Consider the following 13,620-nt stretch of genomic DNA (forward strand, 5'->3'; position numbering starts at 1 on the left):
CAGCGGGTGATGAAGCGCTCAGACGACGAGCGGCTTCTTGTGCTTGAGCAGGAAATGGCCGAGGGCGGGCAGCAGGATCAGGGCGCCCAGCATGTTCCAGACGAACATGAAGGCGAGCAGGATGCCCATGTCGGCCTGGAACTTGATCGGCGACAGGGTCCAGGTGGCGACCGCGATGCCGAGGGTGATGCCGGTCAGCACGACGACCTTGCCGGTGAACAACAGCGCCTTGTAGTAAGCCTCGGAAAGCGTCAGGCCGGCCTTCAACTGGGCCTGAGTGACGGTCAGCACATAGAGCGCGTAATCGACGCCGATGCCGACGCCGAGGGCGATCACCGGCAGCGTCGCGACCTTGACGCCGATATTCAGATAGACCATCAGCGCTTCGCAGAGCACCGACGTCAGCATCAGCGGCAGCACGGCGCAGAGCACGGCACGCCAGGAGCGGAAGGTGACGAAGGCGAGGATGATCACGGCCAGATAGACCAGCAGCAGCATCTCGGTATTGGCCTTCTTGACGACGATGTTGGTCGCCGCCTCGATCCCGGCATTGCCGGCCGCCGACAGGAAGCGGATTTCCTCGGTGTTGTGCTCCTTGGCGAAGGCTTCGACGGTCTTGACCACGCTGTCCAGGGTGTCGGCCTTGTGATCCTTGAGGTAGGCGTAGACGGTCAGCAGGTCGCAGTTCTGGTTGAACAGTTCGCGCGGCGCCCGGGTGACGATCGAGTTCAGCATGTCCTGGCTGCGCGGAATCTCGTACCACTTGAGGCTGCCCTCGTTGAGTCCGGCCGCCGCCAGCTTGCTCAGCCCGGCCAGCGAGGTCGTGGTTTCCACACCGGGCAGCTGCTGCAACTCGCGCTCCAGCGCATCGACCGCCATCACCGTGTCGTAGTGGGCGCAATGAAACTGCGGCGTCTTGACCATGACGATATAGACGTCGGAACTCGCCGCGTAATTGGCGACCATGAAGGCGTTGTCGCGGTTGTAGCGGGAATCCGGACGCAGCTCGGGCGCCCCCTGGTCGGTATCGCCGATCTTCAGCTGGAAGCTGACGAGCAGGCCAATACCACCCATGACGACGGCGACGCCGATGGCGATGGCCGCCCACTTGCGCTGGGTGAACAGGTCGAGGAAAGCCCAGAACCGATGCTTGGCATGGCCGGCGTCGGCCGCTTCGGCGAGTTCGGCTTTCAGGCTGCGTTTGGCGGCCTCGGCACTGACCCCGGAGTAGGAGAGGAGGATCGGCAGCAGCAGCAGGTTGGTGAAGATCAGCACGGCAACGCCGATGCTGGCGGTGATCGCCAGATCCTGGATGACCTGGATCTGGATCACCATGAGCACGGCGAAACCGACGGCATCGGCGAGCAGCGCGGTGACCCCGGCGAGGATCAGGCGGCGGAAGGTGAAGCGGGCGGCAACCAGCTTGTCGGTGCCGCGCCCGATGTCCTGCATGATGCCGTTCATCTTCTGGGCGCCGTGGCTCATGCCGATGGCGAAGACCAGGAAAGGCACGAGCACCGAATAGGGATCGAGCTCGAAACCCAGCGTCGGCAGCAGGCCGAGCAGCCAGACCACGGCGACCACCGAACAGAGCACGACGAGCAAGGTGCTGCGCAGGCAGCGGGTGTACCAGTAGAGCACCGCCGTACAGATGGCGATGGCGACCGCGAAGAACATCAGAACCTGCTGGAGGCCGGCGAGCAGGTCGCCGACGACCTTGGCGAAACCGGTGACGTGGATCCTGATGTCGTCGCTTTCGTACTTGGCGCGCATCTCCTCGAGACGGCGCGACAAATCGTTGTAGTCGATGCGGGCGCCGCTTTCGGCGACCTTGTCCTGGAGCGGCACGCTGATGATGCTCGACTGGAAATTGGCGGCGATCAACTGGCCGATCTCACCGGAGCGCTCGACATTGACGCGGACCTGGTCGAGGCTGGCCGGCGAGCCGTCGTAGTCGTCGGGAATCACCGGGCCGCCGTCGAGACCTTCTTCGGTCACCCCGGTCCAGCGCACCGACGGTGCCCACAGCGACTTCATGAACGGGCGGTCGACGCCCGGATAGAGGAAGACCTCGTCGTTGATCTGGCGCACGACATCGAGGTAGGCCGGGTTGAAGATGTTGCCCTTCCGGGTTTCGACGGCGATGCGCAGCGTATTGCCGGCACCGGCCAACTGCTGGCGGTTCTCCAGGAAGTTGGCGATGTATTCGTGCTTGGTCGGAATCATCTTCTCGAACGCGGCATTGAGCGCCAGGCCCTTGGCCTGGTAGCCGAGCACGACGGTGGCGAGCAGGCAGAGCAGCACGATGACCAGGCGGTTGTTGAACAGGGCGCGCTCGATCACGGAACCCGATTTGTGATCGAAATCGATCAGGGAGACCGCGCCGGCATCGGGCAGGGCTGCGATATAACTCATTTCTTTTGCTCCGGATTCAGGGCTTCGGGGGCGACGCGCACGGCGCCGCGTTGCGTCGCGATGACCAGCGCGCCGTCGGCCGCTTGAACGAGGCCGGTCGCCGAGTTCATCTTCGGTACGGCCAGGCTGGCGAAGGTGGCGCCGCTATCGCGGCTGAGCAGCAGGCGCCCGGTCTCGTCGACCACGGCCAGGCGGCCGTCGCGCAGCGTTATGCCGGCGGTCAGGGTCAGCGGCAGGCCGAAATCGACCTTTTTCCAGCTCGCCCCCTGGTCGGTGGAGCGGAAGGCATTGCCGCGCAGGCCGAAGACGACGATGGCCTCGTCGCGGGCGACGACGGCACCGAACAGGGTGCCCGGGTAGCTCAGCGGCAGGGCCGCGAAATGTTGGCCGCCGTCGGTCGAGCGCAGCAGGTTGCCCTGCTCGCCGGTGATCAGCAGCGCATTGCCGGCGGCTGCGACCTGATACAGGTGGCGCGAGCGCGGGTTGTCGATCTGGCCGACCAGCGAAACCCAGGTCTTGCCGCCATCGCGGGTCGCGAAGGCGAGACCGTAGGCGCCGACGACAAAGCCGCGCTGCGTGTCGAAGAAATAGGCATCGAGGAAAGGCTTGTCGGCGCCGTCGGCGACCAGCCCCTGGGCATCGCGCTGGCGGCGGGTCGAGGCGGGGCTGCCGTCGGCTGCCGCATCGGCTGCGGCCTGCTCGATCGTCGCGGCCTGCCGACCTTCCAGTTGGCGCGCCCAGGTTTCGCCGCCATCGGTGGTCTTGAGCACGATGCCACTGTGCCCGACGGCCCAGCCGGTACTTTCCGAGGCGAAACGGACGCCGGTCAGGGCGACGCTGCTCGGCACCGCTTTGGCCTGCCGCCAGTTGCGGCCATGGTCGTCGGAGAGCAGCACGACACTGCGCTCGCCGACCGCCACCAGGCGCTGGCCGGCTGCCGCGATGGCGGTCAGCACCGAGGACTTGGCCCGCTCGCTGAAGCGCGCCGGTTGATCGAGCACATCACGACTGCCGCTACCTGTGGCACCGGCTGCCATCCCACTGACGAGGCCCAGGCCTGCCGAAATCACGGCGACACCGAGCCATCGCGACGTCTTTGTACGCGCGTTCATGTTCATTCCCAAGCTGATCAAACGGAACCGGAGAACCCGGTTCTCAGGGGGATGCCGGGGGAAGCCCCCGGCATCGCTGCCAATTAACGGCTGGCGTCGGCCGCCACCGCATCACCGGTGAAGTAGTTTTCCGACTTGCGCTTGCTCAGAACCTTGAAGGAATCGAGGTACTGCACCGTGCTCATCGTGCCCTTCTGGAGGTCGAAGACGGTGACCGGCTTGTTGACCACGGCGGGGATCGCCGGCACGACATACGGGAAGAGCTGGGAGGTCCGCCACAGCTTGCCCTCGGTGTCGTAGCCGTCCATCAGGACGAGCAGCCAGGTATCCTCGTCGAGGTAGTAGCGACGCTTCGGCACGGCATGGCGCTTGCCGCTGGCCACCGTAGCCTCGACTTCCCAGACCCGGTGCAGTTCCCAGCGCAGCTTCTCCGGGTTCATGTGATGCTTGGCGAAGGCCTCTTCTTCCTTGGCGGTGACCAGGGCATTGGCGTTATACGGGATGTACATTTCCTTCTTGCCGACCAGCTTCCACTGGTAGCGGTCCGGGTGGCCCATGATGCCCATCACCTCGTCGAAATAGTTGGCGCCGGAGGCCACGAAATCGGGCGTGTCGTAGGCCACCGTCGGCGCCCGGCGGACGCGGCGCTGGCCGACCAGATACTGCCAGGTCTGGCGCGGCGTACCGGCATCGACGCCGTCGCGGATGACCAGCGATTCGCCGGCCTTGAACGGCGGGGCCACGGTCGAGAAGCGCTGCAGGAAGTATTCGCCGCTCCACTTCTCGGCCGAGCCGTCCTTGTAATAATAGGGATACTGGTTGACCTGCTCGTTCTGGGTAGCCAGGGTCCGGTTGCCGTCGGAAGTACCGACGATGTTCTTGAACGACACTTCGGTCGCTTCCGCCTCGACCCGCAGCAGATAGTTCCAGATCGCCTCGACGCCTTCCTTGGGAACCGGGAAGGGAATGCCGCCGAAACAGCCTTCCACCGAATAACCGCCGGCCTTGGTCTTGCAGTTGGTGGCGTTCTTCAAGGTGTTGTCATAGACGTACTGCGGCGCCACCGCGGTGCGGTGCGTCGGGTAGACATCGACCCGGAAGCTGTCCGGATATTTCTTCATCAGCGCCTGGGTGCCTTCGCTGAGCTTGTCGGCGTGCTGCGCCATGTTCTTGGCGCTGATCTGCAGCACCGGCTTTTCGCCCGGGTAAGGTTGGGTCGGAATATCGCCGGCCTTGGTTCCGGTGGCCACCGTCGCCTTGCCATCCCAGGCCGGAATGCTGCCGTCCTTGTTGGCAGCCCTTTCGCCACCCAGGGGGGTGAGCGTCGATTTAAGCTTGGCCGCCTCGTCGGACGAAACGGCCGCCAAAGCCGCGGGGCCAGCCATCAAGGTGACGATGGCGGCGCAGAGCATGGTTTTTTTCATGATTGAAGTCTCCGATTATGATTTTGTTCAGAAGGTCCGCTGGACCGACAGCGAAACGAAGTCGCGGTCGCCATGGAAATTCTTGTAGGAAAGCTCGGGCGCCGCGGTGTCGTACTTGACCACCGAGCCGCTCGGTCCGTAGTAGTGGGTGTAGTTCAGGCTCAACTGCCAGGCCTTCTGATACTCGCCCTTGATCCCGAAGCTGAAGTTGCCGCCATGCCGCGGCGGCATCAGGGCGGAAACCCCGGCCACCGATGAATTCCCGAAGAGGCCGTAACCGACGCCGATCGGTAGTTGCAGATCGAGTCCGGGCAGAACCTGGAAGTATTCCGGCTGGAACACGAACTGCAGGGCCGCGGCGCTCTTGGTCGCCGACGGATCGAGCTGGTCGGGATTCTTGGTGATCTTCAGGCGCTGGTTATAGGCCAGCTCGCCGATGAAACTGGCGCCCTGCCAGAGCGGTGATGCGCCGAGCACACTGATTGCCGAGACATTCAGGTGCAGCGAATCGCCCACCGGGTAGGCCGGATTGCTGTTGTTGTTGGCTGCGGCGCCGGTCACCATGGTCACCCCGCGGCCAACCATGGGCATGTCGTTACGCACCGAAAGCTCGGCGGCGACATTGGTTTCGCCGACCAGCGTGCTGATGCTGGCGCCGTAGGTTTTGATGTTTTCGGCGTAAACCAGCGCATAGTCGCCGATGAACCCGCCGCCGGCATTGACGCCCGGACGGGCGTAGAACTGCGGCATCTTGTCGTGGAAGCGGGCGGCGTAGAGGCCGAATTCGGAATCGCCGACCTTGAACTTGACCTGCGCCCCGCCCTGCCCCGAATCCTTGGCCTCGATATCGTCGCCCCTGCGCACCGCCAGGCCGGGCCCGAGGATGATCGATTCGCCGCCATCATCGGCGAAGTCGGCAAAGCTGAAATAGCTGCCGGCGGCCGGAATGCGGTTTTTCTTCCATTCCAGCTGGTAATAGGCGCCGAACGACAGATTCTGATTGACCTGCACCTGCGTGGACAACTGCTTGACCGGCAGGGCGATTTCCTTGAACTGCGAGTTGGGAACCGACAGCGCACGGACCAGATCGAGTGGCGTCTGGGCGGCGGCGATGCCGTTGTAGCCGAAGAACAGTGTTTCCCCGTAGAGCTGCGTGAATTGGCCACCCTTGAGGTTGATGTTCACATCGCCGGGGCAAAGTTGGCATAGGCGAAGACGTCGCGGAACTCCGCCTTGCGGCCGTGCAGCTTCTTGGTCTCGTCGGTGAATTCGTTGTAGGGCACCGACGTCGAATTGACCAGGGCGCCACCGAGCGCCCCCGGGTTGTCGTTGGTCTGGCGATAGACATCGTCGTACCAGGCAGCGCCGCTGACGCGAAAACCGTAGGCACTCTTGTAGCGAAAATCGAATTCCGACAACAGATCGAGGCGATTCGAAATCATTGATCCTTTCTTGAAATTCTGATCGCCGTCGTTGGTGTTGGCCTGGGGCCCGATCGAGTTGTCCGCCACCCGCGCATTGATGTCCCGCACGCGCCAGCCGGCGCTGTACTTGAACGTGTTGTCCCAGGAAATCTTGACATCCGGGTTGTCGATATCGAAGGCCGCCGCTTCGGCAGCACCGCCCGCCGCCACACCGAGAAACGCGCCGGCCAGACTGCACACCAGGCGCTTCAGACGAAGGCCGCCACGCGGCCGGTTACCACCAGTTATTTCCATATGTCCCTCCTGTAATTTTTCGACTGTCAGTTGCTCGATGAACTCGACCCGGTTCTTCAAAGACCGACGAACCAGCCAGCCCTGAGCAGCAATTTACGGAGTGACAGAGTTACCGTCCAATACCGATTTTTGCGCCATTCAATACCTGCAAGGTATGAACACTCTCGATTCGCAAGGCGCTTGGCCAGGCACGCCAGTGAGCAAAAAAACGGGGGGCGCGAAGCCCCCTGAACGCAGAGAGAGGGGGTGAATCACGGCAAAAGGGAAAATCCTCCTGTCGTATTGGGCAGATTAGGCAATCCATGGATATACTGTCCAATACCAAACTCAACCCGTATCGATACCCTCCTGGTATCGACAAGCACCTGTTTCCGGAACGAAAAAATGGATCTTCGGCATCTCAAATACTTCATCGCCGTCGCAGAAGAACTGAATATCGGTCGCGCCGCATTGCGACTGCACATCTCCCAGCCGCCGCTGACGCGACAGATCCAGCAACTGGAGGAGGAGCTCGATGTTCAACTGCTGATTCGCACGCCGCGCGGCGTCGAACTGACCCAGGCCGGCGAAATGTTCCTCGAGGAAGCGCGCAACATCCGTTCCCTGGTCGATCAGGCGATCGAGCGGACGAAGCGGGCCGGCCAGGGGAAGTTGGGCCGCATCGACATCGGGATTTTCGGCACCGGGATACTCAGCGCCATTCCGAAGTTGCTGCAACTGTTCCGCGACACCAATCCGGATGTCAGGGTCGTGCTGCACACCATGTCCAAGGCCGAGCAGATCGAAGCGCTGCGCCAGAGAAGAATCTCGGTCGGCTTCAATCGCATGCTCACGCCCTTGCCGGACATGAACAGCGAATTGATCATGCGCGAACCGCTCTATCTGGCGGTCAATCAGAGCCACCCGCTGAGCCGGCAGAAGTCGGTCTCGTTCAAGGAAGTGGCCAAGCATCCGCTGGTCCTCTTCCCGACCGGTGCGCGCCCGAATTTTGTCGACCGGATCATGGAACTCTGCCGGCAGATGGATATCACGCCGGACATCTCCCAGATCGTCGGCGACGCCGTGACCGGGGTAGCGTTGGTCGCGGGCGGCTTCGGCATTTCGGTGGTGCCCGAATCGGTCATCACCCTCGCCCCGCCCGGTATCGTCTACCTGCCGTTTTCCGACGCCCCCTCGGCCACCATCGATCTCAGCTGCATCTACCGCAAGGATGACCAGTCGCCCATTCTGCAAGCGCTACTGGCGGCCATCCAGGCGTTTCGGGAGCAACAAGGCTTGCAGTGAGGCCGGCAACGGGATTCCATCCCAGGCACCGAGGCGACTCAGATCGTCAGGGTTGTCGACATCCCACAGGGTCGCTGGTTCGGCCCAGGAATACCCGATGGCGCGTAGACGATGACGCGTTTCGTCCATGACCGTCGAGCTTCCCCAGGAGATTCCTTCGAAGAGTCGATGATGGGCGGAGGAGCGAAGTCCAATCAGCACGTATCCACCATCTTCGGCCGGCAGGAAAACCGCATCGTGTCCCTCTAAAAGGGCCTTCGCGGCCCCCCTAAGGTGGCCTGGGGTCATGCACGGGCAATCTGTTCCGATCAATAGCACAGGGCGCGGATGCTTGGCGTCCAGAGCATGGCGCATGCGCTCCCCCAAGCTCCCGCCCGGCTGATCGTGGCAAGTCACACCCAGCCTGGCCAGCGTCCGGAAGAAGCGATGAGATCGATCAGGCGCCCCCCAGAGCACGACAGCACCACCAAGTTTTGCCTCGTAGGCGGTCCTCAACGTCCGCAGCACCATTTGACGATGGAGCCGGCTCGCCGCATGCGGGCCGATTGCCGGAATCAGGCGTGTCTTGGCCGCTCCAGAAACCGGAGCTCGAGCCAGGATGGCGATGTCGACGATGTTTTCCAAGATACGGCCTCGTCCCGTCTAGCTTCGATATTGCCGCGCCAGGATTTCAGGGGAGACTCCGCAGCGATAGGCAGCCCGCAGAAGCCACATCAGGAAGATCGTTTTCCAGAGCCCGTACTTTTCCCAGCGACGCCCCGAGGTGACCACCCGGCTGCGCAGGCAAGCGGGTTTGGCAAGTTTCTTCAGCGCTTCTGACAGTGCCAGGTCCTCCATCAGGGGAATCGGCGGGTAGCCTCCCAAGCGCTCGAAATCTGTTCTCCTGACGAAAATCCCCTGATCGCCGGTGGCAATGCCCGAGAGGCGGGAACGCAGGTTCATCATGAAGGCGATGAGGCGCAGCAGGCGCGGCTGCCCTTCGATTTTCACGTCGAACCGCCCCCAGACGGCGCCTTTGGCGATTGCCCCGGAGAGCGTCGGCCAGGCATCGTCCGGCAGCCTCGTGTCGGCATGCAGAAACAATAAAAATTCGCCATTAGCCGCAGCCGCGCCACGGTTCATTTGCTGCGCACGACCACGCGCACAAGAAATCACTTGCTCGGCATGGGGCGCCGCCAGGGTGACGGTTTCGTCCTGGCTTCCGCCATCGACAACGATGATTTCTGCCCCATTGAGGCGCAGCGTACGCAGTTCCAGCAAGGTCGAAACGATACATCCTGCCTCGTTCAGAACGGGCAGGATGATCGATAACGAAACGGCCTTGTTTGAGCCCCTCATGTCAGGCCGCGATGCGGGACAGGGAGGAGCTAGTTACTGCCAAGGCACCGCGGCAACTCGAACCTTGGCCGGCCGTACAAGCATAGCAGTGATCGGCAACCCGCACCGGCAGCCCGGCAAGCGAAGTAGCGGAGACTTCGGAGAGATGGCGCCGCTGCTTTCCCGTGCCCAACGAGAGACCAAGCTGCTGGTTGAAATCGCAGTCGTAGACATAGCCCTGCCAGTCCACGCTGAGCAGGTCGCGGCACATGACGCCGGCGAGGTTGTCAGAATGATGGGCCCCCTTCAGCAACTCCATGTAGGAGGCAAACTCCCTTCGCGAAATCAGCATGGAACCGAAACGCTGGATGGGCATGTTGGCAAGGACCAGGAGACGGGTGAACCGGATGCCGTAGGTATCGAGCAAGTGAGCCCGGTACGTCTTCTCCAATTCCGACTGGGGTGGCGGCAGCACAGCCCCCTGCGGATTGAAAACCAAAGAGAGTGCCAGGGCGCTCTCCGGCAGTCCGTAGCCTCGAGAGTTCAGGGCTTGAAGCCCATCAATGCTGGCTGAAAAGCTTCCCCGTCCACGCTGACGATCGACATTGCCCTCAAGGTAGCAAGGTAGCGATGCGACGACATGAACCCGGTGCTCGGCCAGAAAGTCAGCAAGATTCTCCATCCCGGGCTCGGCCAGGATGGTCAGGTTGCAGCGGTCGATTATCTGCCTGCCCAGGCCGTGTGCGCGAGCGACGAGACGACGGAAATGCGGGTTCAGCTCAGGGGCTCCACCCGTAAGGTCCAGCGTGGTGATAGCGGGATTCTGCTGCAGGAAGGCGATCACCTGGTCGACCATTCCCGAACTCATTTCCTCAGTCCGCGACGGCCCCGCATTGACGTGGCAATGCACGCAACTCTGGTTGCAACGGTAGCCCAGATTCACCTGGAGGGTGCGAACGCTGGCCCGGTGGACCGCGGGAAAAGACGATTTTTCAAGCAGGGGTAATACAGGAAGCATAGTTATCTTGTTGCGATGGAATTCGTTGTGAAAGGTAGATCACAGCCCTTGGATTTCGACGGGAAGCTTGGCCTTTTTCCAGGCCAGAATACCACCCGCGATATTCAGGGGCTCCTTGAAACCATACTGGCTCAGAATCTGGCAGGCGGTCGCGGAGCGCTTCCCGCCATGGCAAATCACCACGATCGTCCGATTGCGCTGATCGTGAATATCCGAGACCCTTTGCTCGAGTTGACCCACCGGAATGAGCACGCTGTTGGGAACGTGGCCAAGGTCGTATTCCTTCTGTTCCCGGACGTCGAGAATGAAGGCGCCATTGCGCTGAATATAAGCTTGAGCGACGCTAGGACTAATGTCCTTGACGCCGCGAGTGATGTTGACGAGTCGCTTCCAGAGTTCCCGGGGAACGTTGATGATCCCGACGAGAAACTCCAGAAACGGCGAACGGCTTGCTGTATGCGACATTTGGTTCTCCGGAATGGGGTCAGATTTGTTGTTCGGCAGCTTGTAGCGATGCGAGGGCGTTGCGGCGCTTGCGATTGAGCACGAAGAGCGGAGCCCCTGGCAGGCTTGAGATACCGACGATGATGAAAAAGGCGAGAGAGCAGACGACGGCATCGACCTGGCTGACGCCAACCTGGGAGAAGAAGTACCAGTAGGCCGCTTCACGCACCCCCAGGCCAGATAGGGAAATCGGCAGCATGGTGACGGTGAAGATCATCGGGGTGTAGATCACGCACTGGGCCAAGGTGACGGGAACATCCATCGCCTTGAAAATGCACGCATTGACCGCAGCAACGAAGATCTGGAAGAGGATGGAGAGCAGGGTTACCTTGATGAACAGCCTCGGGTTCTTCAAGGTGGCGCGCACGACCAGAACGGTGTTGGTCACGGCATCGCGCAGGCCGGCAAAGCGCGGCGGCAGCAACTTGCTGACGATGCCCTCGGCGACCTTGGGCACCAGAAACAAGCCGACCAGAACCAGGTCGATTACCAGGAAAGCGGCGACCAGAAAAAGCAATTTTGGACTGGCCTCCACGAAAGGTAGGCCGAGCAATGCCGTAATGCCCAAGGCGACCCCGGCAATGAGTCGCTCGGTCACTACAGAGCCCATGGCCTCCGGAACCTCTCCGGTGTCCTTGGTTGTCTCCCAGGCCCGGACCGCATCGCCTCCCACGGTGGTCGGCAGTACGTTATTGAAGAACAAGCCCACGAAATAATGGTGTACCAGTCGCTGGTACGGCAGGGGATAGCCACGCTCGCCAAGGATCAGTCCCCATTTCCAGGCCGAAACGATGACCGCTCCGAAGACGGCCAGGAAGGCAAGTGCCGTCCAGGTCGGGTCAAACTTTGCAAACTTCGACGCCAGGTCCGCGAGATCGAGTTTCCACAGGACAACGCCAATCAGCGCCACGGTGATGCCGACCCGCAGGAACAGGGTTCTCCGCTCCGCTGCCTTGTCCGTAGGCTCGAAGTCCGAAACGCTATCGCTTCCGGAAGTGGGATTGTTCGCCATCATGCCGCCTCGGTCTTTTCTTCGGCAGGAACGCAAGCGCAATTGCTGCCGTTGCGAATCCGCTTGATCACGAGCGGCCCAACCGTCCAGCCCAAGACAAAAATCGCGGTCGTGATGGAGAAGATCCAGAACAGGATCTGAACCGAGCCCGTGAGGTTTTGCCCAAGATACGAATAGATGACCGTTGCCGGCAATTGACCGATCCCGGTGGCAACCAGAAATCTCCAGAAGGAGACCGGGGTGAGGCCGGCACCGTAGCTGATGATGTCAAAGGAAACAAAAGGCAGCAGGCGGGAAACCAGGATGGCCCGGTTGCCGTAGCGAGCAAAGAAGAGGTCGGAAACTTCCAGGGCCGTGGTTCCACCCACAAGGCTCTCGACAACCGGACGCCCCAGCGCCCGGGCAATCCAGAAGCATAGTGCCGCTCCCAGCATGGCACTCGACCAGGAGAGGATCGTGCCCCCGACCCAGCCAAATAAGAGCCCATTGGTGAAGGTCACGACAAACGCCGGAAGCGGCGCAACCACCGATTGAAACACCATCAAAAGCAAGGAAACCGCGGGGGCCCAGTAACCGAATCCCAGCAGGTAGTCCTTAAAGGACTGAATGGCTTCCTGGGTATCCTTGACGGTGAGTATTCCGACGACGACCTGAACGGCTTCGCGGACCTGCGGGATCAGCAGGAAGGCTGCCACCGCGGCAAGAATGGCTGCGAGCGCGATGTACGAGCTTTTTTTGGATACGTTGATCTTCATGAATCAAGCCCTCTTCAAAAATACCTAAAGCGGCCAGCGATTGGTCGCCCGGCCGCTTTACTGGAGGAGCGTCGGGGAGCGATCCGACGCGCTGAGTACCTTAGTTCTTCACCAAGGGATATTCGGCAGCCGGCTGAGACGACCATTCCCACATGGAGCCAGCGTAATTGCGGGTTTTATAGCCGAGGTCATTCAGGACCGTCGTGAACCAGCCGGAACGGATGCCGCCCGTGCAATAGGCCACAATGTTGCTGTCCTTGGTTACCCCCTTGGCGGCCAGCACATTCTCGAGCTCGGCACGCGGCAGGAGCTTGCCGTCCTTGCCGATGAAATCCTTGTACCAAAGCCCCTTGGCACCCGGAACATGGCCGCCGCGGCTTTCGCCATACGGGGTCTTGCCTTCATATTCACGCGGCTCGCGAACATCGAACACGACCAAATCCTTCTTGGGGAGGTGTTCCTTGATTTCTTCCTTCTTGATTTCCCACTTGTTGGTCGGGGAAACCACGAAATCACCTGCCTTGGCCGGCAGGATGTTCAACGGGCCTTCCTTCTGGACCGCCTGCAGACCACCGTCGACCACGACCACCTTGTTATGGCCCCAGGTGCGCAGGGTCCAGGCGATACGGCCATCCTCGCCCCAACCATTCAGCGGGTCGCCCAGCACGACGATCGGACGATCCTTGGCAACGCCAAGCGCCTGGAGCTTCTTGCTGACGACATTTGGATCGCTCAGCAGGCGGCCCTTGGTCGGCAGGCTGGGTTCAGCCAGGTCTTCCCAGACGACAGCAGAAGAATTGGCCAACGGAGCCTTTTTCTTCAGGTCCAGGCCACGGGCATCCAGAACCAGGGCTCCCTGCTGAATGAGTTCGTAGGCTGCGCGAGCCGGGACGACCCAGTCGCGTTCGTAGTTGATCTTGGCGGCGCTAACCGCAGCTTCGGTCGCCAAGGCCTGTGAGCCAATGACCGGAACAAATCCAGCCGAAGACAGAGCCAAGGAGACCAACACTGCGTTTGCGATTTTGCGCGGAGTGAATTTCATAATCTTCTTTCTGATGAAT

The 13,620-nt window shown here is 61.5% G+C and carries 11 protein-coding genes and 1 pseudogene; 1 reads left to right on the forward strand and 11 read right to left on the reverse strand.

From position 1 onward, the window contains the following. Positions 1 to 18: 18 nt before the first annotated feature. The 4 genes and pseudogenes from NQE15_RS18150 to NQE15_RS18165 all read right to left on the reverse strand — a co-directional run bounded on the left by NQE15_RS18150 (position 19) and on the right by NQE15_RS18165 (position 6,669). On the reverse strand, positions 19 to 2,415 hold the full coding sequence (locus NQE15_RS18150) for an efflux RND transporter permease subunit (protein ID WP_265943376.1): 2,397 nt from the start codon (positions 2,413 to 2,415) through the stop codon (positions 19 to 21). Beyond that, positions 2,412 to 3,527: a WD40/YVTN/BNR-like repeat-containing protein gene (locus tag NQE15_RS18155; protein WP_265943378.1), complete on the reverse strand. Its 1,116-nt coding sequence runs from the start codon at positions 3,525 to 3,527 to the stop codon at positions 2,412 to 2,414. Before NQE15_RS18155 ends, NQE15_RS18150 begins: the two co-directional genes overlap by 4 nt. Before the next feature lie 83 nt (positions 3,528 to 3,610). Next, a complete protein-coding gene (locus NQE15_RS18160) occupies positions 3,611 to 4,954 on the reverse strand; it encodes a DUF1329 domain-containing protein (RefSeq protein WP_265950331.1) in 1,344 nt (447 codons plus the stop codon). Between the two features lie 24 nt (positions 4,955 to 4,978). Then, a pseudogene (locus tag NQE15_RS18165) lies at positions 4,979 to 6,669 on the reverse strand (DUF1302 domain-containing protein). Positions 6,670 to 7,053: 384 nt separating this feature from the next. Between NQE15_RS18165 and NQE15_RS18170 the strand changes: the two are divergent. Beyond that, positions 7,054 to 7,953 (forward strand): LysR substrate-binding domain-containing protein, encoded by a 900-nt coding sequence (locus NQE15_RS18170; protein WP_265943380.1) that lies wholly within the window; start codon positions 7,054 to 7,056, stop codon positions 7,951 to 7,953. On the opposite strand, the gene NQE15_RS18175 is transcribed toward NQE15_RS18170, so the two are convergent. The 7 genes from NQE15_RS18175 to NQE15_RS18205 form a co-directional block, all read right to left on the reverse strand. Continuing rightward, complete coding sequence (locus tag NQE15_RS18175) at positions 7,906 to 8,577, reverse strand: TIGR04282 family arsenosugar biosynthesis glycosyltransferase (RefSeq protein ID WP_265943382.1); 672 nt, start codon at positions 8,575 to 8,577, stop codon at positions 7,906 to 7,908. The two genes, NQE15_RS18170 and NQE15_RS18175, sit on opposite strands and share 48 nt — an antisense overlap. Before the next feature lie 18 nt (positions 8,578 to 8,595). After that, positions 8,596 to 9,291, reverse strand: coding sequence for a TIGR04283 family arsenosugar biosynthesis glycosyltransferase (locus NQE15_RS18180; protein WP_265943384.1), 696 nt, complete (start codon positions 9,289 to 9,291; stop codon positions 8,596 to 8,598). Between the two features lies 1 nt (position 9,292). Next, entirely contained in the window at positions 9,293 to 10,288 is a 996-nt protein-coding gene (gene arsS / locus NQE15_RS18185) for an arsenosugar biosynthesis radical SAM (seleno)protein ArsS (RefSeq protein WP_265943386.1), read from the reverse strand. A gap of 39 nt (positions 10,289 to 10,327) precedes the next feature. Continuing rightward, the gene (locus NQE15_RS18190) at positions 10,328 to 10,753 is read right to left on the reverse strand and encodes a rhodanese-like domain-containing protein (RefSeq protein ID WP_265943388.1); all 426 of its coding nucleotides are present in this window, start codon (positions 10,751 to 10,753) and stop codon (positions 10,328 to 10,330) included. A gap of 19 nt (positions 10,754 to 10,772) precedes the next feature. Beyond that, on the reverse strand, positions 10,773 to 11,804 hold the full coding sequence (locus NQE15_RS18195; protein ID WP_265943390.1) for a lysylphosphatidylglycerol synthase transmembrane domain-containing protein: 1,032 nt from the start codon (positions 11,802 to 11,804) through the stop codon (positions 10,773 to 10,775). Then, entirely contained in the window at positions 11,804 to 12,559 is a 756-nt protein-coding gene (locus tag NQE15_RS18200; RefSeq protein WP_265943392.1) for a TVP38/TMEM64 family protein, read from the reverse strand. The genes NQE15_RS18195 and NQE15_RS18200 overlap by 1 nt, the downstream gene beginning before the upstream one ends. A gap of 100 nt (positions 12,560 to 12,659) precedes the next feature. Further along, positions 12,660 to 13,508, reverse strand: a complete 849-nt coding sequence (locus tag NQE15_RS18205) for a sulfurtransferase (RefSeq protein WP_265943394.1) — start codon at positions 13,506 to 13,508, stop codon at positions 12,660 to 12,662. Between the last annotated feature and the right edge of the window lie 112 nt (positions 13,509 to 13,620).

Source organism: Dechloromonas sp. A34 (assembly GCF_026261605.1).
Taxonomy (GTDB): domain Bacteria; phylum Pseudomonadota; class Gammaproteobacteria; order Burkholderiales; family Rhodocyclaceae; genus Azonexus.